This is a genomic window from Nocardia sp. NPDC050712, from assembly GCF_040654295.1.
In the GTDB taxonomy this organism is placed as follows: domain Bacteria; phylum Actinomycetota; class Actinomycetes; order Mycobacteriales; family Mycobacteriaceae; genus Nocardia.
This window is the reverse complement of record NZ_JBFAHT010000004.1, coordinates 454063-472928: the sequence shown is the minus strand read 5'-3', so window position 1 is coordinate 472928 and position 18866 is coordinate 454063. Positions and strand designations below refer to the sequence as shown.

The window sequence follows — 18866 nt, the reverse complement described above, 5'->3', positions numbered from 1 at the left end:
TGCGCCGCTACCGGCGTTCCGACACGATCGCTGACCGCCCGAGTCTAACGGGCCGCTGGACCCGTTCCGTGCCGCCGCGCACGGCCCGGCCCGCCCCGCACCCGGTGGGGCGGGACAGGCCGGGCCGTGTGCGCATCACGACACCGCGGCTATCCGCGGCCGGGCGTCCGCGGGGACGGCCTCGTAGTCCGCGAGCTGCAGGGTGCGCAACTGGTTGACGTACTGGGTCGCGAAACCCGGATACATGGTCGCGTTGAAACCGTCCTCGGTGAGATACCAGCTGTGGCACCCCGAGTTCCAGGTGGTGGCGGTGAGCCGCCGCTGGATGGCCGCGTTGTAGCGGTCCTGCTTGTCCTGCCACACGTCGAGCAGGCGCAGATCCTGGTCCAGGATGGTCTTGATGGCCCCGGACAGGTAGTCCAGCTGCGCCTCCATGTAGACCAGCGCCGAGTTGTGGCCGGGCCCGGAGTTCGGGCCGAAGGTGAAATACAGGTTCGGATATCCCGAGACCGCGATGCTCTTGTAGGCGTAGGCGCCCTTGGACCACTCCTGGGCCAGCACCCGCCCGTCGCGCCCCACGATCGGGATCGGCGTGCCCGCCTTGGACACATCGAATCCGGTCGCGAAGACGATGCAATCCACCTGGTGCTCGATGCCTTCCGCGGTGCGGATGCCCTGCTCGGAGAGCTTGGCGATGGGCCAGGTGATCAGCTTGCAGTTCTCGCGCTGCAAGGCCGGGTAGTAGTCGTCGGTCATCAGCAGCCGCTTGCAGCCCGCTCGGAACTCGGGGGTGAGCTGGCGGCGCAGCCACGGATCCTTGACCTGGCGGCGCAGCTGCGCCTTGCCGACCAGCTCCACCACGCGGGTCAGCGGGGTGTTCCACACGACGCCGAGCGCCACGGATTCGTGCCCGTAGAACCAGACCTGCCGGGCCAGCGACTCGGTCGCGGGCACCTGCCGGTAGAGCTGCTTGAGCAGCGGGTTGGTGCGCCGGTTGACGCGCGGCAGCACCCAGCCGGGCGTGCGCTGGAACACCTTGACCGACGCGGCCTGCTCGACCAGCTGCGGAATGATCTGCACCGCACTGGCTCCGGTGCCGACCACCGCGACCTTCTTACCGGTGAAGTCGTAGTCGTGATCCCAGCGGGCACTGTGGATCTTGTGCCCCTGGTAGTCCTCGATGCCCCGGATCGCCGGGAAGCTGGCGTTGGCCAGCGGGCCCGACGCCAGCACCACCGAGCGCGCCCGCACGGGTTCCTGGTCCTGGAAGGTGATGGTCCAGTGCCCGGCCGCCTCGTCGAACTCGAGCCCGGTCACGGTGTGGCCGAAGCGAATCCGCTCGTGCAGGCGGAACTCGGTGGCCATCGAGTCGATATAACCGAGGATCTCCCGGCTGCCGGAGTAGGTGTGCGACCACTCCGGGTTCGGCGCGAAACTGTAGGAGTACAGCCGCGACGGAATATCGCAGGCCGCACCCGGATAGGTGTTGTCGCGCCAGGTGCCGCCGATCTCCGTGCCGCGCTCGAAGATCGTGAAGTCGTGCACGCCCTTCTGCCGCAACCGGATCGCGGCGCCGACGCCGGCGAACCCGGCCCCGATGACGGCGACATCGATGGTCGTCATGCCGCCGGCTCGTAGGTGAGTTCCTTCGACCACGTCGGGTCCTTTCGCAGCAGCAGCTTGGGCACCCGGGCGGTGATCTTCACCAGCGCGTCGGCCACCAGGTGGTAGGGGTGGTGCCGGTCGATCACCCAGCCGCCGTGCATCTTCACGATCTGGTACATCGGCAGGCGGCGTGCGAACTCGCTGCGCTCCCCGACATTGGCGTAGCGCTTGAGCGCGGTGTACAGCTTCTCCTCGTCGACACCCATCGCCACGATGTTGTCGCGCATCTTGTTCAGCAGCGGCACGTAGCTGAGCACGCCGATCAGGAAGGTCGGCTTCATCCAGCCGCCGACCAGCTCGATCAGCATCTTGCGCATCTCGGCGTGGCCCAGCACGTCCATCACCGCGAAATCGACGGCCAGATGCCGGGATTCGTCGGCGTTGATCTTCTTGAAGACCTCCTGGCAGACCGGATCCTCGATCTCGTCCATGATGAACTTGACCAGCGCGCCGTCCAGCGCCACCTCGAGCATCGGAATCACGGTGCCCAGGAACGAGAGCGACATATCGTCGGAGTACTGGTCCAGGAAGTCGATGACCAGCTTGACGTTGACGTTCGGCTGCGGGATCTGGTCACCGTCGAGCATGCCCCAGCGCTTCATCAGCGCCAGTTCGGCATTGGCGTGGCGCTGCTCCTCGGCGTGGAAGTACCGGTAGATCTCGCGCAGGGTCTCGGTCGGCGCCTTCTTGGCCATGGCGGCGAAGCCGCGGGCGCCCACGTTCTCGATCCACATCAGATCGGCCATGAACGGCTTGAGCTTGGCGTGCAGTTCCGGCGAGATCGTCTCCACGCCAGGGGCATCCCAGTCGAAGTCGGCCAGGGCCCACTGCCGGTCCTTGATCTTGCGGAGCATGTCGTCGAAGTCCATAGCGATAGCCATGTCAGACTCCCGTCTTGTCGGTGACCGTGATCTGGTCGGGGGAAGGCGAAGTGTCCTGCGGCAGTACGCGTTCCAGCAGGCCGAGGACGAGGGTGTACTGCGCGGGGAAGTAGCGCTTGAGCCGCCAGACGACATGCGCGTCCAGCTGCGGCAGCACGTACAACTGGCCGCGGTCGTGGGCGTCGAGGGTGGTCTCGGCCACCTGATCCGGGGTGAAACCCGTGATCCGCATGAGGGTTTCGGCCAGGCGGGTGGCCTCGCCGGTGATCCGGCCGTCGCGGGCCACATTGGTCTTGACGAAGGTCGGGCACAGCACCGTCACACCGACGCCGGTGCCGCTGAGCTCGGCCGCCATCGTCTCCGACAGCGACATCACCGCGGCCTTGGCGGTGTTGTAGGCCGCCATCGAGGGCGCGGCGGCGAATCCGGCCGCGGAGGCGACGTTGATGATGCCGCGCGGCCGTTCGCGCGAGGCCCGCAGCTGCGGTGTGAACACCTCGCAGCCGTGCACCACACCCCACAGGTTGATGCCCAGCGCCCAGTTCCAGTCCTCGAAACCGATGTCGCCCACATGCTTTCCGCCGATCCCGACGCCGGCGTTGTTGATCACCAGCGAGGCCGGACCGCCGAAGATCGAGGCGGCGAAGCGGGCCAGGTTCTGCACGTCCTCACGCTGGGCTACGTCGCAGCGGAAGGCGTGCGCGGCCCCGCGGTACTCGCGGTCGATCAGCGCGACGGTCTCGTCCGCGCGGGCCTCGTCGATATCGGCGCAGATCACCTGGCCGCCGCGGGCGGCGAGCTCGAGGGCGAAGGCGCGGCCGATGCCGCTGCCCGCCCCGGTCACTACGGCACGCGCCCCATAGGAGCGCCGCGGCCGCAACGACAGCGGTATCAGCTTTTCCAGTCCGAACATTCAGCTCACCTTCTCGACGGTGGAAACCTGTGCCGCGCACAGGAAATCGGCGGCGCGGGCCAGCGCCCGGTCGGCCTCGGGCACCAGCACGGGCAGCGCCTGGAAGACGTGCACCTGGCCGGGCCAGATCTCGAGCTCGCAGCTCCCGCCCGCCGCGCGCACCATCGCGTGCAGCGCGCGGGCGTCGGCGGTCAGCATCTCGGCGCCGCCGGCCTGCACCAGAATCGGCGGCAGCACAGTGCCTTTCGGGATGCTCAGGCGCAGCCGCGGGGTGTCGGCGGCCAGGCCCCGGGTGTATTGCAGCGGCAGCTTGCTCGCGGCGTGTGCCGTGATGAGCGGGTCGGGGCGGCGGCGTTCCTGCGCGGCGGCCAGACCGAAGGTCAGGTCGAGCAGCGGCGAGAACATCACGGCCGCGGCCGGCTGTGGCCGATTGCCCCGGTGGTTCTCGATCATCAGGTCCAGCGCGAGGTGGCCGCCCGCCGAATCACAGCCGATCACCAGGTCCGCGGCGGCGTAGCGGCCGAGCAGCCAGGTGTAGCCCGCCTCGATGTCATCGGCGGCGGCCGGGAACGGATGCTCGGGTGCGAGCCGGTAGTCGACGACGAAGACCGGCAATCCGGTCTGCTTCGACAACCGGGCGGCGAGCGCGCGGTGCGTGCGGGCCGAGCACAATACATACCCACTGCCATGTATGTAATAAACCGCCCGTGCGCCGAAGTCGACGCCCGGCGCGCGGACCCATTCGCCGCGGACCGCGCCCGCGCGGACCTGGGTGACGGTGATGCCCGCCATCGGCGGGCCGCCGACCGCCATCAGCGTGGCGATGAGCTGGCGTGCGAACCAGATGCCAGGCGGGTTCATGGGGATCGCGTTGTGCACCGGCCGCAGGGCGAGCGCGGCGGCCGTGGCGGCGACGGAGGCGCGCAGGGAGGGCGCCGCCGGAATGGCGGGGACCGAGGTCCTCGTTGACCTTGTCATGCGTTCAGAATCAGCGATGAATGTGCCATTTGTCAATGGCAAGTTTGTGACCGAAGAAATGCCCGCGGGTCACGCGGGCAGCCCGGCGCGTGCCGGGACTTCGGGCTAACTCTTAGTAACCGCGCTCCGGATCGATCGGCGCCAGCAGCTCCTGGCCCGCGACGAAGCGGGCCACGTTCGCGGCGACATGATCGGCGAACGCGGCCAGCCGCAGCTGCGGCGGATTCGAATCGTGCGGGGTGATGATCGCGTTCGGCAGCACCCAGAGCGGGTGGCCGTCGGGCAGCGGCTCCGGCTCGGTGACATCCAGGCCCGCGCCCGCGATGGCGCCGGAGGCCAGCGCCGCGACCAGGGCGTCGGTGTCGATCAGGCTGCCGCGCGCGACGTTGATGACCCAGGACGACGGCTTGAGCCGGGCCAGCTCCTCGGCGCCGAGCAAATGCTGGGTAGCCGCGGTGGCGGGCGCCGCGATCACCACGTGGTCGGTGCGCGACCAGACCTTGCCGAGCTGATCGGCGGGCACCGTCTCCACCGAATCGGGGATGCCGGGACCGGTCACCGGCCGCCCGGACCGGTTGACCGCGATGACCTGCGCACCCAGCGGGGCCAGCATCGGGATCAGCGCCCGGCCGATGCCGCCCGCGCCGACGATGGTGACGGTCTTGCCGCGCAGGGAGCCGACGTGCGGGAAGAAATCCTGCTGCCGCCAGCTCGCCGCGCGCAGATGCTCGGGCAGATAGCGCACCCCGGCGAGCAGCAGCATGAGCGCGTGCTCGGCCACGCTGTTGGCGAAAGCGCCCGCGGCCGAGGTGAATCGGACCTGCGGGTGGCCGGCGATGATGCCCGCGGTGAACCAGTCCTCGACACCCGCGGCGGGCAGTTGCACCCACTCGATGCTCGCGGGCAGCCGATCGGGGAACTCGCCGGTGCCGCCGGCCCAGATCAGCGCGCGCGCGTCGGCGAGCTCGGTCACCGTGGCGCCACCCTCGCCGACGGCCTTGGTCAGCAGCGTGGGATCGGGCCGGGCGGGGCCGACGGCGATCGGTACGACTGTCTCACTCATCCTGTGCGGACCTCCCTGTGCGTGCCGGCCTCAGCGGCCCGGCAACCACCTTAGTGTCCGCCGCCGAGACCCGGTTCGGGCGAGGTCAGGCCTGGTCCTCGGGCGGGTCCGCGGCGATCTGATCGCGGTCGGCCCACTCCAGTAGTTGCTCGATGCCGAACACCGCGTTGTCGATCTCGGCGTGCAGGTCGCCGAGCTCGGCATACCGGGCGGGGACGGTCTTCATGGTGAAGTCGCGCGGATCGACGTCGGGGATCTCGTCCCAGCGGATCGGCGTGGACACCGTTGCCTCCGGCACGCCGCGTACCGAGTAGGCGGCGGCGATGGTGTGGTCGCGGGCGTTCTGGTTGTAGTCGACGAACAGCAGTTTCGGGTCGCGGTCCTTGCGCCACCAGGTGGTCGTCACGTCCTGCGGCGCGCGCCGCTCGACCTCGTGCGCGAAGGCCAGCGCGGCCCGGCGCACCTCGGCGAAACCCCAGTCCGGGGAAATCCGCACGTAGACATGCAGCCCGTGTCCCCCTGAGGTTTTGGGCCAGCCGACGGCGCCGAGATCGTCGAGCACCTCCTGCACCACCCCGGCCACTCGCCGCACCCGCGACCACGGGCAGTCCGGCATCGGATCCAGATCGATGCGCCACTCGTCGGGGCGCTCGGTGTCGGCGCGGCGCGAGTTCCAGGGATGGAACTCCACTGTCGACATCTGCACCGCCCAGATGACATCGGCCAGCTCGCTCACGCAGAGTTCGTCGGCGGTGCGGCTGTAGCGCGGGAAGAACACCCGGACGGTCGGCACCCAGGGCGGCGCGCCCGCGGGCAGACGCTTCTGATGGACCTTCGCGCCGTCCAGTCCCTTGGGGAACCGGTGCAGCATGCAGGGCCGGTCGCGCAGCGCGTTGATGATCCCGTCGCCGACGCTCAGGTAGTACTGCACCAGGTCGAGCTTCGTCGCGCCGGTCGCGGGGAAATACACCCGGTCCGGATTCGAGATCCGCACCGTGCGATCCCCGACGTCGAGCTCGATCGCGGGACTCCCGGACTTACTGGCCACGGGTCCGACGATAGCGGGCGCGCGGGCGCGGCGCTGGCCGTCGGCCGTGGTCACCGGTGTTCAGGCCGCGTCACGCACGCTGTATTCGTGTGCCCACGATCCTTCGCAGGAGCCGAACGGCAGACCGTGCCAGGCACGGGGGCACCCGCTGTTCGGGCATCGGCTGTTGGCGGCCGAGTTCGCGGACTGCTCCCGATCCAGGCGAGCAGCCATCCATTCATCGAGTTTTTTCGGGTCCATGCCATGTCAATTCCCGTTTGTGGCCCGGGATTCTCCTGTTGTGCCCGATTGGTGATCCGCCAGGGCGGGATTGTTATAAGCCGACCCTAAGTGACGCTCGCGAGCGCGAAGGGCAGCACGGCGGGCGCACCGGCCGCGCGCAGCGCGTGGGCGGCCAGGGTCAGCGTCCAGCCGGTGTCGGTGAGCGCGTCGACCAGCAGGATCGGGCCGTCCAAGCCGGACAGGTCGGGAACGTCCCAGGAGTCGTACAGACCGGCCACCCGGTGCGCCGAATTGGCCGCCGACACCGGCGGATGGCCCGGCCGGGCGGGCAGGGTGCCCATGTCGTGCAGCCGGCCGACCTCGGCCAGCCGCGCGGCGAGGGTGGCGGTGAGCACGGGATAGTCGGGGTTCTCCAGGGCCATGACCGTGGTCGGGCGGACCGTCCAGTCCCAGCCGCGCAGCACGGCGATGCAGGCGTCGAAGACGTTGTCGGGGATCGGATCATCGGGGGCGTCGAGCAGGGCGCGCAGACGCTGACCCCAGCCGAGGTCGGTCAACCGGCCCAGCGCGCGGCCGGTCTCGGCGCCCTGGGCGATCCTGCCGGACAACGGGATACCGAGTTTGGCCAAACCGGTGGGCCACTGCTTGCGCGGCGACAGGTCCAGGCCGGGGCGGTCCAGACGGGCCCGGGTGGCGGCCACGTCGGCGGCGTCGACGGTGGTGTCGGGGCGGGTGCCGGTGCAGTTGTCGCAGCGGCCGCACCGCGCGGAATTGCCTTCGAGGGCCGCGAGACCCGGGTCGTCGAGCTGGCGGCGCAGGAAGTTCATCCGGCAGGCGTCGGTGGATTGATAGTCGATCATCGCCTGCTGCTCGACCTCGCGGGCCGCGGCGAGCCGCTCGTAGCGTTCGGCGTCGTAGGTCCACTCCTGGCCGGTGGCCAGCCAGCCGCCGCGGACCCGGCGCACCGCGCCGTCGACGTCGAGCACCTTCAGCACCATCTCCAGGCGGGAGCGGTTCAATTCGACCAGCGGTTCCAGCGCGACGGTGGACATGGGCCGATCGAAATCCAGCGCGTCCAGCACGGCGCGGACGATGTGCTCGCGCGGAAAGGCCACGGAGGCGAAGTAACTCCAGATGCGGGCGTCCTCCGGGCCGGGCAGCAGCACCACCTCGGCGCGGTCGGTGCCGCGGCCCGCACGGCCGACCTGCTGGTAGTAGGCGATGGGGGAGGAGGGCGCGCCGACGTGCACGACGAAGCCCAGATCGGGCTTGTCGAAGCCCATGCCCAGCGCGGAGGTGGCGATCAGCGCCTTCACCTCGTTGTTCAGCAGCGCCTGTTCCAGCACCTCGCGCTCGGCCGGATCGGTCTGGCCGGTGTAGGCGGCGACGTTGTGCCCGTGCGAGTTCAGGACGTCGGCGAGGTCGTGTGCGGCGGCGACGGTGAGGGTGTAGACGATGCCCGAGCCCTTCAGCGCGCCCACGTGCCGGCTCAGCCAGGCGGTGCGCTCCACCGCGTCGTCGAAGCGGACCACCGACAGATGCAGGGACTCGCGATCCAGGGTGCCGCGCAGCACCAGCGTCTCGGTGCCGATCTGGGTGGCGACGTCGGTGACCACGCGGTCGTTGGCCGTCGCGGTGGTGGCCAGCACCGGCACCTCGGAGCCGAGATCGGCGATCAGGGTGCGGATCCGGCGGTAGTCGGGCCGGAAATCATGACCCCAGTCCGACACGCAGTGCGCCTCGTCGATCACGACCAGGCCGGCGTCGGCGGCCAGCTTCGGCAGCACCTGATCGCGGAAGTCGGGGTTGTTCAAGCGTTCCGGGCTGACCAGCAGCACGTCGATCGCGCCCGCGGCCACCGACTGGTGGATCTCGTCCCACTCGGTCATGTTGCCCGAGTTGATGGTCGCCGCGACGACGCCCGCGCGGTCGGCGGCCGCCACCTGGTTGCGCATCAGCGCCAGCAGCGGCGAGACGATCACGGTCGGCCCGCGGCCCGCGCCGCGCAGCAACTTCGCCGCGATGAAATACACCGCCGACTTACCCCAGCCGGTGCGCTGCACCACCAGCGCGCGCCGCCGCTGCACCACGAGCGCTTCGATGGCCGTCCACTGATCCTCGCGCAGGCGCGCCTCGGGCCCGGCCAGCTCGCGGAGCAGCTGCTCGGCGCGATCGCGCAGATCGGGCGCGGTGAGATCGATCGCTGAGGTGTCGCGGGCGGTGGTCATGGGGTCCATCGTGCCGCACCGGACCGACAGGAAAGATCGCCGCGTCCGGGTCGACCCCGCCGATGCGGGGCCTGAGCGGGGGACATGTGCCGTGTTCAGGGGGCTGACCGGGCGCCGCCGAACGGGCTGTGATGTCGCGCGCGGTAGCCGGGGCGCTGCGGTGGGGGTAACAATGTGCGTGCCAGCGATCGGGCAGTGTGCGGGAGGCGAACGATGTCGTACCAATATCAGCCTGCCGCGGGCTGGACGCCGCCCGGCGCGGAATTCCAGACCGGCGGTGGCTTCTCCCGTTTCCTGATCGGCGCGCTGCTCTGCCTGGTGCTCACGCCGATCGGGCTCGGGTTCGCCGCGCACGGCGCGGCCGGCGCCCAGCGGTGGCTGCCCCAGGGTGACACCGCCGATCGCTACGGCGCCGCTGCCCAAATCCTCTCCGGTGCAGTGCTTTTGCTCCTGGTGGCGGGGCTGGCCGCCTACTCCGCGGCGGGCCCGATCATCGCGGGCCTGGTGTGGGGTATCGCGCCGGGCGTTCTCTATTTCCTGTTCCCCGCGGACACCTACCGCCGCCTCACCGAGTTACCGCTGCTGCCGGACACGACGCTGCTGGCCGTGCACGCCTGGGTGCTCAACGGGTCGGTCTTTCTGACCGGGATGCTGCTGATCGGCGCCGGCGCGGCCGCGACCCTGCGGCGGCGCTGAGACTCAGGTCCGGCCCTCGGTCTCCTGCGCCTGCTGCAAGGCTTTCGACGTATCGGCCCACCGCGCCCGGACGACGGAGAAGCCGGCGCGTTCGGCCGCCACGCACACCAGTTCGTCGTCGTCGACCAGCACCCGGATCTCGCGATCGCGGGACAGGCGGCGCAGCACCTCGAGCTTGGTCTGCCGAGCGGGCCTGCGGTCGTTGTCGCCCCGCATGAAGATTCGCCCTTCGGGCAGCCCGTGCTCGGCGAGCCAGCGCGCGGTGTCGGTGCGGCAGCGCTCGGGCCGTCCGGTCAGATAGGTGATCTCGCACTCCACGGCGCTGTCCCGAACCAGCGCCACGCCCTCGGCCAGGGGTGGATCATGCGGTGCGGCCGCGAAGAACGCCGCCCAGTCGCGCGGTGACCGTTCCAGGTGCTGCTGCCGATGCGCGGTATCGGCCAAGGTGTTGTCCAGGTCGAACACGGCCAACGGCCGACGAGCTTGTTTCACGTTCTGACCCTATGGCCGAGACGGGGGCACCCGCGGATGCCCCCGTCGCTCAGCCCTTCACACACAGCACCTGGCGCAGGGTCGCCACCACGTCCACCAGGTCCCGCTGTGCGGCGATCACCTGGTCGATGTCCTTGTACGCGGCCGGGATCTCGTCGACCACGCCCGCGTCCTTGCGCGACTCCACGCCCTCGGTCTGGGCGATCAGATCCGCGACTGTGAACTGCCGCTTGGCCGCATTCCGGCTCATCCGCCGCCCGGCACCGTGCGACGCCGACTGGAACGAGGCCGGATTTCCCTTGCCTCGCACCACATACGACCGCGTGCCCATCGATCCCGGAATCAACGCCAGCTCTCCGGCGCCCGCCCGCACCGCACCCTTGCGGGTGACCAGCATCGGGGCCCCATCGATCAGCTCCTCGGCCACATAGTTGTGGTGGCACGAGATCGGCTCCTCGAAACGCACCGTGCGCCCGGCGAATTCGTCGCGCACCGCCTGGCAGATCAGCGCCAGCATCACCGCGCGGTTGCGGGCGGCGAACTCCTGGGCCCAGGACAGGTCGCGCCGGTAGGCGTCCATTTCCGGTGTCCCGGAGAGGAATACCGCCAGATCGCGGTCCGGCAGCGCCGAGTTGTGTTCCAGCTTGCGCGCGATCGCCATGTGCCGCTCGGCCAGTTCCTTGCCGATGTTGCGGCTGCCGGAATGCAGCAGGATCCAGACCGAACCCTCGGTGTCCAAGCACAACTCGGCGAAGTGGTTACCGCCGCCCATGGAGCCCATCTGCTTGTGCGCCTTGGACTCCAACGCCTGCACGCCCGAATGGAGGTCGCCGAAGCTCGCCCAGAACTGCTGCCAGCCGCGCGTCTGCTTGGCTGCCTCGCCGTGCGAGGCGGCCATGCGCGCACCGAGCTTGCGCACGTCGACGGCTTCCTTGTGCGCCGCGAAGCCCACCGGCACGGCCGCTTCGATCCGGGAACGCAGCGACCACAGGTCATCCGGCAGGTCGGCGGCGGTCAGGTCGGTCTTGACGCTTTCCATCCCGCACCCGATATCGACGCCGACCGCGGCCGGCGCCACCGCGTCCCGCATCGCGATCACGGACCCGACCGTGGCCCCCTTACCGAGGTGCACGTCCGGCATCACGCGGACGCCGTGCACCCATTCCAGCTGTGCGATATTGCGCAGCTGTTGCAGCGCGGCCTGTTCGACCTCGTGCTCGTGGGCCCACATGAGCGTCTGCGCCCGGGTACCGCGCAGCTCGACGGGAAACATGATCTCGATCCTTTCGCAGGGATTACGAGATCAACGATAGGGATCGTCTACCAGGTGCGCATTCGAATAAACGGCGGTCAGGACGTGACGAAGTCGGCGGCCAGGCCGCACATCCGCCACTGACCGTCGCGGCGGGTCATGGTGCCGGTGTAGTCGATGTCCTTGAAGTAGTGCCGGTATTTGTCGGGAATGTTGGTGAAGGTCTCGCGGGCGCGGAACACGGCCGAGTCGGGGGTGTGCTGGGCGATGCCGGTGGTGGTGTGTTCGTAATCGGCGCCGAGGAGTTCCGGGCCGAGGTGGTCGTCGTACTGCGGGGTGTTCTGCAGGACGAAGGAGCTCACGGCCGTGGCGGCCTCCGGGCAGACCATGGCGTCGAAGGTTTCCCACTGCTGGGTGTTGGCGGCTTCGGTGAGCTGGTTGACCGTCTCGACCAGCGCGGGGTCCAGGGTGGCGGGGTCGGCGGGCGGCGCCTGGTCGCCGGTGCTGGTGAACACCGGCGGGGCGGGCAGCGGGGTGTAGCCCACGGGGGCGATGTGGGTGCGGACCGCGCGAGCCCAGGTGCCGTCGTCGATCATGGCCTGGATCGCGGTGGTGATCTCGGCCTGTAGATCGGTGTCGCCCTTGCGGACCGCGACGCCGTAGTGCTCGCGGGTGAAGGGGTGCCCGACCACGCGCAGCCGGTCCGGCGACTGCGCGGCATAGCCGGCCAGGATGACGTCGTCGGCGGTCACCGCGTCCACCTTGCCTGCCAGCAGATCCGTGACGCAGTCCGAATAGTTCTCTCGCGTCGTCAGATTCGCGCCGCGGGCGAAGTCCTTCTTGATCGTCTCCGCCGCGGTCGAGCCCGCGGCGGTACACACCGTGCGGCCGTCGAGCTGCTCGGGGCGGGTGATGGCGGTCTCCTCCGATCGGACCAGAAGATCCTGGCCCGCAACGAAATACGGTCCAGCGAAGGCGACCTGCCGCAGTCGCTCGGCGGTGATGGAGTAGGACCCCACGACGAAATCCACGTCCCCGCCGCGCAAGAGCTCCTCGCGCCGGCTCGGCGGCGCCTCCACCCAGGTGATCTCGCCGGGCGCGGTGCCCAGGTGCGCGGCGATGTAGTGCGCGATCTCCACGTCGAACCCGCGCGGCCGCCCGTCCCGCATGAGTGACAGACCGGGTTGGTCGAATTTGATGCCGACCACGTATTCCGGTGCGCCGACCTCGAATCCGGAGCAGGAGACCCCCAGCAGGCCGGCCACCAGGGTGACCGCGAGGATCGAGCGCTTCATCGAGTCGACTCTCCTGTCTGGACGGCGGATTGCTTCGGGATGGGCGCGGTCCGAGGGGCGGGCGCGGGCGGCACGGTGCCGAAGGTGTCCCGAACCTCCTGGCAAGCCTGGATGATTCGGTCGACGTCGGTGTCGCTCAGAGCGGCGTGCAGGCACAGGCGCACCACGGTGCGGTGCCGCGCGGTGGCGGGCGGGCAGAGCACCGAGCCGAAGATGCCGCGCGCCTCCAGGAAGTCGCGAATGGCCATGGCGCGCAAGTCGGGTCCGGCCTGGAGCGCGACGATGTGACCGGCCGCGGATTCCAGCTCGAAGCCCAGGGCGGTCAGCGCCTGCCGGACCCGGTCGGAGACCACGACGAGCCGTTCCCGGCGCCAGTCGTCGGTGCGCACCGCGGCCAGCGCGGCGGCGATCCCGGCGAGGTCGTGCGGCAGCAGGGCCGAGGAGAACGCCGCGGGCAGCGATTCCATCCGGAAGTAGTCGACGAAATCCACGCCGTTGGCCGCCACGAAGCCGGCCCGCCCGGCCAGCGCCCCGGACAGACTCGCGACCCGGAACGGCACCCGCTCGGTGAGCCCGAGCGCCGCCACCGCACCCGAGCCGAGCGGCCCGTCGGTGCCGAGCGAGCGCGTCTCGTCGACGACGAGCAGGCTGCCGGTCTGCTCGGCGAGATCGCAGAGCTGGGCCAGCGGCGCGCGGGAACCGTTGGTGCTGTAGATGGAATCGACCGCGATGACGCCCGGGCCGTAGGTGCGGATCTCCTCGCGCAGATGGCCGGGGAAGTTGTGCCGGAACGGATGGATCGGGGCCCCTGCGACTTTCGCGCCGTGCCACATCGACAGATGCGCCAGGCTGTCGACGTATACCGGGGTGCGTGGGTCGGCAATCGTCTGCAGCAGACCGACATTCGCGTCCCAGCCGGTTTGGCAGAGAATACCGGCGGGTGCCCGCATATGATCAGCTAACGCGCGCTCGACGATGATCTGCGGATGCTCGCCCGGCACGAAGGCGCCCGGGATGAATCGGCCTCCGCCCGCGGCCAGCGCCGTGCACATCGCCTCGGTGATGCGCTGGTCACCCGCGAGCCCCAGGTAGTCGTTGCTGTCGAGCAAGATCGCGTCCGGACCGGGTGGCAGCCCCTGGAGCAAATGCCGGCCACCCCATTCGCCGACCACCCGGCCGAAGGAGAAGCGGTCGACCCGGCTCTGCACACGGTCGGGGATGGTGGGAATCACGGACGAACTCCCTTCACTGTCTAGGCCCGCCCGTCCGCCGATCACCACCCCGATCGGCGACGCTGCGCGCTGCGGCAAACATGGAGCATCGCGTGTGATTGAACCACCGGTGCTCGCGCGCGGAGGGTGTTCCGCCGAATTTATGGGCACCTAATCGATTCCCGAGACCGGTTTTCGGAGACTGGTCGGTTGACCTCGAAACGGATGGGACGGAAGGGTATTCGAATCCGCTTTAATACCTACCGGTCGCTTCTGCATTCGTGTTCCCGAGCAACCCCGCGATAGCCGCCGCATCCGGAATCGAGGCGCTCGCCCCGAGCTGGGTGGCCGCCAGCGCACCCGCCGCACACGCCCAGGCCAGCGCCCGCTCCGGTCCGCGTTGCCAGGCCGCCGCCAGCGCGCCGGTGAACGCGTCGCCCGCGCCCGTGGTGTCGACCACCCGGACCTTCGGGCTCGGGACATGGACCTCCTCGTCCGGCCCGCGATAGGCCGCGCCGTCCGCGCCCCGCGTGGTGATGACGTGTGGCACGGCCGCCAGCGCCGCGCCCAACCGCCGCGCCTCGCCCGAATTCACCACGGCCACCTCGATATCGCCCCAGAGCTCGGCGGGCAGTTCGCGCACCGGCGACGGATTCAGCAGCACCACGGTCCCGTGCGCGCGGGCGTGCCGGGCCGCGGCGGCGACCGTCTCGACCGGAATCTCCAACTGGCACAGCAGGATATCGGCGTCCGCGACGGCCGCCAGATCATCCGCGTCGAGCTCACGGAACTGCCCGTTCGCGCCGGGCGTCACGATGATGGTGTTCTCCCCGCCCGCCTCGACCACGATCGAGGCGACCCCGCTCGCACCCGGCAGCGACCGCAGCCGCGCCGCGTCCACGCCGGAATCGGTGAGCACCTCGCGCAGGCGCGGCGCGAACAGATCCCGGCCGAGCGCGCCGAGGAACTGCACCGTCGCCCCGGACCGCCGCGCCGCGATCGCCTGGTTCGCGCCCTTGCCGCCGGGCACCATGGTGAACCCGGTGCCCAGGACCGTCTCGCCCGGCTCCGGCCGGTGCTCGGTCGTACAGACCAGATCCATATTGATACTGCCGAGCACGGCGACCTTCGGCGGCTGCGTCATGCCCGCGACGGTAGTCCCGAGGCCCGATATCCGCCGTGCTTCCGTGGCGGTCCGGTTAGTAGGCTGTACCCCATGAGTGCAGGAACGACGACCGAGATCGATACCCGCGAGGTGGTTCGCGACGCCGCGCGAAAGGCTCGCGTCGCGTCCAGGGCACTGGCCCAGCTGACCACCGCGCAGAAGAACGACGCCTTGCACGCCGCGGCCGACGCGCTGCTGGCCGCGGCCGACACCCTGCTCGCGGCCAATGCCGAGGACATCGCGACGGCGCAGGCGGCCGGCACCGAGGAATCCCTGCTGGACCGGCTGCGGCTGACCAAGGCGCGCATCGACGGCATCGCCTCGGGCCTGCGCCAGGTGGCGGGGCTGCCGGACCCGGTCGGTGTCGTGGTGCGCGGGTCCACCCTGCCCAACGGCCTCGAGATCCGGCAGACGCGGGTGCCGCTCGGCGTCGTCGGCATGGTCTACGAGGCCCGCCCGAACGTCACCGTCGACGCGTTCGGCCTGGCGCTGAAGTCGGGCAACGCCGCCCTGCTGCGCGGGTCGTCCTCGGCCGCGAACTCGAACGCGGCCCTGGTCGCGGTGCTGCGGGAAGCGCTTGCCGCCCAGGGTATTCCGGCCGACGCGGTGCAGCTGCTGCCCAGCCACGACCGTTCCAGCGTCACCCACCTGATCCAGGCGCGCGGCCTGGTCGACGTGGTCATTCCGCGCGGCGGCGCCGGCCTGATCAACGCCGTCGTCCGGGACGCGCAGGTGCCCACCATCGAGACCGGCACCGGCAACTGCCACGTCTACGTGCACGCCGCGGCCGATCTGGAGATGGCCGAGCAGATCCTGATCAACGCCAAGACCCGCCGCCCCAGCGTCTGCAACGCCGCCGAGACGGTCCTGATCGACGACGCCATCGCGACCGTCGCGGTGCCCAAGCTGATCGAGGCGCTGGAGAAGCACGGCGTCACCGTGCACGGCGACCTGCCCGGCCTGGTGCCCGCCGACGACAAGGATTGGGGCGAGGAGTACCTCACCCTCGACATCGCGCTCAAGGTCGTCGCCGATCTGGACGCGGCCGTCGAGCACATCAACACCTGGGGCACCGGGCACACCGAGGCCATCGTCACCGCCGATCTGGCGGCGGCGCGCGAGTTCACCAACCGGGTGGACGCGGCGGCCGTGATGGTCAACGCCTCGACCGCGTTCACCGACGGCGAGCAGTTCGGCTTCGGCGCCGAGATCGGCATCTCCACGCAGAAGCTGCACGCGCGCGGGCCGATGGCCCTGCCGGAGCTGACCTCCACCAAGTGGATTGTCTGGGGTGACGGACAGGTCCGTCCGGTCTAGCCCGTAGCGTGGGACGAGAGTTTGCAGGAAGGACATCGTATGGGCGCCGAAAGCGCTGTTCAGGAGCCGATCTTCAGCTCGGTCGAGGATGTGATCGACCGGCTGGCGAGCACCGGCTATCTGGCGGACAAGGCGACGGCGACGTCGGTGTTCCTCGCCGACCGGCTCGGCAAGCCGCTGCTGATCGAGGGCCCCGCCGGTGTCGGCAAGACCGAGCTGGCGCGCGCGGTCGCGCAGACCGCGGGCGCGGAGCTGGTGCGGTTGCAGTGCTACGAGGGTGTGGACGAGGCGCGGGCGCTCTACGAGTGGAACCACGCCAAGCAGATCCTGCGCATCCAGGCCTCCAGTGAGAACGACTGGGAGGAAACCAAGGCCGACGTTTTCACCGAGGAGTTCCTGCTCTCGCGGCCGCTGCTGACCGCCATCCGCCGCGCCGATCCGACGGTGCTGCTGATCGACGAGACCGACAAGGCCGACGTCGAGATCGAGGGTCTGCTGCTGGAGGTGCTCAGCGATTTCGCGGTCACCGTCCCGGAGCTGGGCACCATCACCGCGACCCGGAAGCCGTTCGTGGTGCTGACCTCCAACGCCACCCGCGAGCTGTCGGAAGCGCTGAAGCGCCGCTGCCTCTATCTGCACCTGGACTTCCCGGACGAGGAGCTCGAGCGCCGCATCCTGGCCAGCCGGGTGCCCGAGCTCTCGGCCGCCGTCAGCGCGCAGCTGGTGCGGATCGTGCACGTGCTGCGCGGGATGCAGCTGAAGAAGCTGCCCTCGGTCGCCGAATCCATCGACTGGGGCCGCACGCTGCTCGCGCTCGGCATGAAGGACATGGACGACGCCACCGTGCGCGCCACCCTCGGGGTGGTGCTCAAGCACCAGGCCGACCACCAGCGCGCGCTGGCCGAACTGAAACTGGCCTGAGCCGTGGAGGCTCCGCACGGGCTGCCCGGTCATCTGGTCGGGTTCGTCGAGGCGCTGCGGGCGCGGGGGATTCCGGTCGGCCCATCGGAGACGGTGGACGCCGGCCAGGTGGTCACGGTGCTGGATCTGATGGACCGCGACGTGCTGCGTGAAGGGCTGGCGTGCGCGCTGCTGCGCCGCACCACCCATCGCCCCACCTTCGACGGGCTGTTCGATCTCTGGTTCCCGGTGGCCATCGGGCAGCGCAGCTCTGTCGAGGACACCGATCTGCCCCGCACGCCCACCGGCGACATCGACATCGCGGCCCTGCGTGAGTTGCTGGCGGAGCTGCTTGCCCAAGAGGACGCTTCGGAGCGGCTGGAGCAGGTGGCCGCCCAGCTCGTGGAGCAGCTCGGCCAGTACCAGTCCGCGCAGGGGCCCTCGTTCTCCGCGTATCAGGCGCTGCGTGAAGTACAGCCGCAGACGCTGCTGGCGAAAATCCTGGCCGGACTGGCGAACGGCCCGGGCGACAGCGCGTTCGACACCGAGATCGCCCGGCGCGCCGCCCGGCAGCGGATCGACGGTTTCCGCACCGCGGTCGAAGCCGAGACGCGCAGGCGCGTCGCCGAACGCATCGGCCGCGAACGCGTCGCCGGGTACGGCGTCGCCCGCCAAGCCGAGGACGTCGACTTCCTGCGGGCCTCCGAGCGCGAACTGACCGAGCTCAAGTTCAGCACCCAGCGCCTGACCCGCATCCTGGCCTCCCGGCTCGCGGTGCGCCGCAGGCACTCTCGCCGCGGCGAGATCGATCTCCGGAAGACACTGCGCCGTTCCATGTCCACCGGCGGCGTGCCCATCGATCTGGTCAGCCGCAAACCGCGGCCCGGCCGCCCGGAACTGGTTCTGCTGTGCGATGTCTCGGGTTCGGTCGCGGGCTTCAGCAGTTTCACCCTGCTGCTGGTGAGCGCGCTGCGCGAACAGTTCTCCCGCGTGCGCATCTTCGCCTTCGTCGATCAGGTCGACGAGGTCACCCAATTCTTCGACCCGCAGACGCCTTTGGATCAGGCGATGACCCGGATCTTCACCGAGTCCGGGGTGGTCGGCCTGGACGGGCACTCCGACTACGGCAACGCGCTGGCCAGTTTCGCCCGCCGCTACCCCGAGGCGGTCACCAGCCGCAGCTCCCTGCTCGTCCTCGGCGACGCCCGCACCAACTACCGCGATCCCGAACTCGAGATCCTGCGCACCCTGGCCGGCACCGCCAAGCACGCGCACTGGCTCAACCCCGAACCCCGATCCCAGTGGGGCTCCGGCGATTCCGCCTCCGACAAGTACGCCCAGGTGATCGAGATGCACGAATGCCGCTCGGCCCGCCAGCTCACCGAGGTGGTCTCCCGGCTACTGCCGGTCTGAGACCGCGGTATCAGTATTCGTTAAGGGAACCATTGGCGGAGCGGATCATGATCCGCACCCATGGTGATGAGAACGCCGCCAGGCGAACTGTCCATGGGGCGAGTGGTTTTCGCGCGGCAGCGGGTGC

The 18866-nt window shown here is 69.9% G+C and carries 16 protein-coding genes; 4 read left to right on the top strand and 12 right to left on the bottom strand.

Annotated elements, in window-relative coordinates:
• Window positions 1-135: 135 nt before the first annotated feature.
• From AB0H76_RS30450 to AB0H76_RS30420, 7 genes are all read right to left on the bottom strand, one after another.
• On the bottom strand, window positions 136-1623 hold the full coding sequence (locus AB0H76_RS30450; protein ID WP_357330464.1) for an NAD(P)/FAD-dependent oxidoreductase: 1488 nt from the start codon (window positions 1621-1623) through the stop codon (window positions 136-138).
• Window positions 1620-2540 (bottom strand): ferritin-like domain-containing protein, encoded by a 921-nt coding sequence (locus tag AB0H76_RS30445; RefSeq protein ID WP_357330925.1) that lies wholly within the window; start codon window positions 2538-2540, stop codon window positions 1620-1622. The genes AB0H76_RS30450 and AB0H76_RS30445 overlap by 4 nt, the downstream gene beginning before the upstream one ends.
• A 7-nt stretch (window positions 2541-2547) precedes the next feature.
• Window positions 2548-3459 carry an SDR family NAD(P)-dependent oxidoreductase gene (locus tag AB0H76_RS30440; RefSeq protein ID WP_357330463.1) on the bottom strand — a complete coding sequence of 304 codons (912 nt, stop codon included), beginning with the start codon at window positions 3457-3459 and terminating at the stop codon, window positions 2548-2550.
• The gene (locus AB0H76_RS30435; protein WP_357330462.1) at window positions 3460-4437 is read right to left on the bottom strand and encodes an alpha/beta hydrolase; all 978 of its coding nucleotides are present in this window, start codon (window positions 4435-4437) and stop codon (window positions 3460-3462) included. It abuts the gene before it with no gap.
• Window positions 4438-4549: 112 nt separating this feature from the next.
• On the bottom strand, window positions 4550-5500 hold the full coding sequence (locus tag AB0H76_RS30430) for a D-isomer specific 2-hydroxyacid dehydrogenase family protein (protein ID WP_357330461.1): 951 nt from the start codon (window positions 5498-5500) through the stop codon (window positions 4550-4552).
• A gap of 85 nt (window positions 5501-5585) precedes the next feature.
• Complete coding sequence (gene ligD / locus AB0H76_RS30425; protein ID WP_357330460.1) at window positions 5586-6548, bottom strand: non-homologous end-joining DNA ligase; 963 nt, start codon at window positions 6546-6548, stop codon at window positions 5586-5588.
• Between the two features lie 326 nt (window positions 6549-6874).
• Complete coding sequence (locus AB0H76_RS30420; protein ID WP_357330459.1) at window positions 6875-8998, bottom strand: ATP-dependent DNA helicase RecQ; 2124 nt, start codon at window positions 8996-8998, stop codon at window positions 6875-6877.
• Window positions 8999-9211: 213 nt separating this feature from the next.
• Here AB0H76_RS30420 and AB0H76_RS30415 point away from each other — a divergent pair, with 213 nt between their 5' ends.
• A complete protein-coding gene (locus AB0H76_RS30415) occupies window positions 9212-9694 on the top strand; it encodes a hypothetical protein (protein ID WP_357330458.1) in 483 nt (160 codons plus the stop codon).
• Window positions 9695-9697: 3 nt separating this feature from the next.
• Here AB0H76_RS30415 and AB0H76_RS30410 read toward each other — a convergent pair whose 3' ends face one another.
• From AB0H76_RS30410 to AB0H76_RS30390, 5 genes are all read right to left on the bottom strand, one after another.
• Window positions 9698-10186, bottom strand: a complete 489-nt coding sequence (locus AB0H76_RS30410) for a hypothetical protein (RefSeq protein WP_357330457.1) — start codon at window positions 10184-10186, stop codon at window positions 9698-9700.
• Window positions 10187-10235: 49 nt separating this feature from the next.
• Entirely contained in the window at window positions 10236-11459 is a 1224-nt protein-coding gene (locus AB0H76_RS30405) for an RtcB family protein (RefSeq protein ID WP_357330456.1), read from the bottom strand.
• Between the two features lie 77 nt (window positions 11460-11536).
• The gene (locus AB0H76_RS30400) at window positions 11537-12733 is read right to left on the bottom strand and encodes a glutamate ABC transporter substrate-binding protein (RefSeq protein ID WP_357330455.1); all 1197 of its coding nucleotides are present in this window, start codon (window positions 12731-12733) and stop codon (window positions 11537-11539) included.
• On the bottom strand, window positions 12730-13965 hold the full coding sequence (gene cqsA, locus AB0H76_RS30395; RefSeq protein ID WP_357330454.1) for an alpha-hydroxyketone-type quorum-sensing autoinducer synthase: 1236 nt from the start codon (window positions 13963-13965) through the stop codon (window positions 12730-12732). Before cqsA ends, AB0H76_RS30400 begins: the two co-directional genes overlap by 4 nt.
• Window positions 13966-14197: 232 nt before the next feature.
• The gene (locus AB0H76_RS30390; RefSeq protein ID WP_357330453.1) at window positions 14198-15088 is read right to left on the bottom strand and encodes a ribokinase; all 891 of its coding nucleotides are present in this window, start codon (window positions 15086-15088) and stop codon (window positions 14198-14200) included.
• A gap of 72 nt (window positions 15089-15160) precedes the next feature.
• On the opposite strand from AB0H76_RS30390, the gene AB0H76_RS30385 reads away from it, so the two are divergent.
• The 3 genes from AB0H76_RS30385 to AB0H76_RS30375 are packed head-to-tail and all read left to right on the top strand — an operon-like array spanning window position 15161 to window position 18739.
• Window positions 15161-16426: a glutamate-5-semialdehyde dehydrogenase gene (locus AB0H76_RS30385; RefSeq protein WP_357330452.1), complete on the top strand. Its 1266-nt coding sequence runs from the start codon at window positions 15161-15163 to the stop codon at window positions 16424-16426.
• A gap of 39 nt (window positions 16427-16465) precedes the next feature.
• A complete protein-coding gene (locus AB0H76_RS30380; protein ID WP_357330451.1) occupies window positions 16466-17347 on the top strand; it encodes a MoxR family ATPase in 882 nt (293 codons plus the stop codon).
• Window positions 17348-17350: 3 nt separating this feature from the next.
• Window positions 17351-18739, top strand: coding sequence for a VWA domain-containing protein (locus AB0H76_RS30375; protein WP_357330450.1), 1389 nt, complete (start codon window positions 17351-17353; stop codon window positions 18737-18739).
• The last annotated feature ends 127 nt before the right edge of the window (window positions 18740-18866 follow it).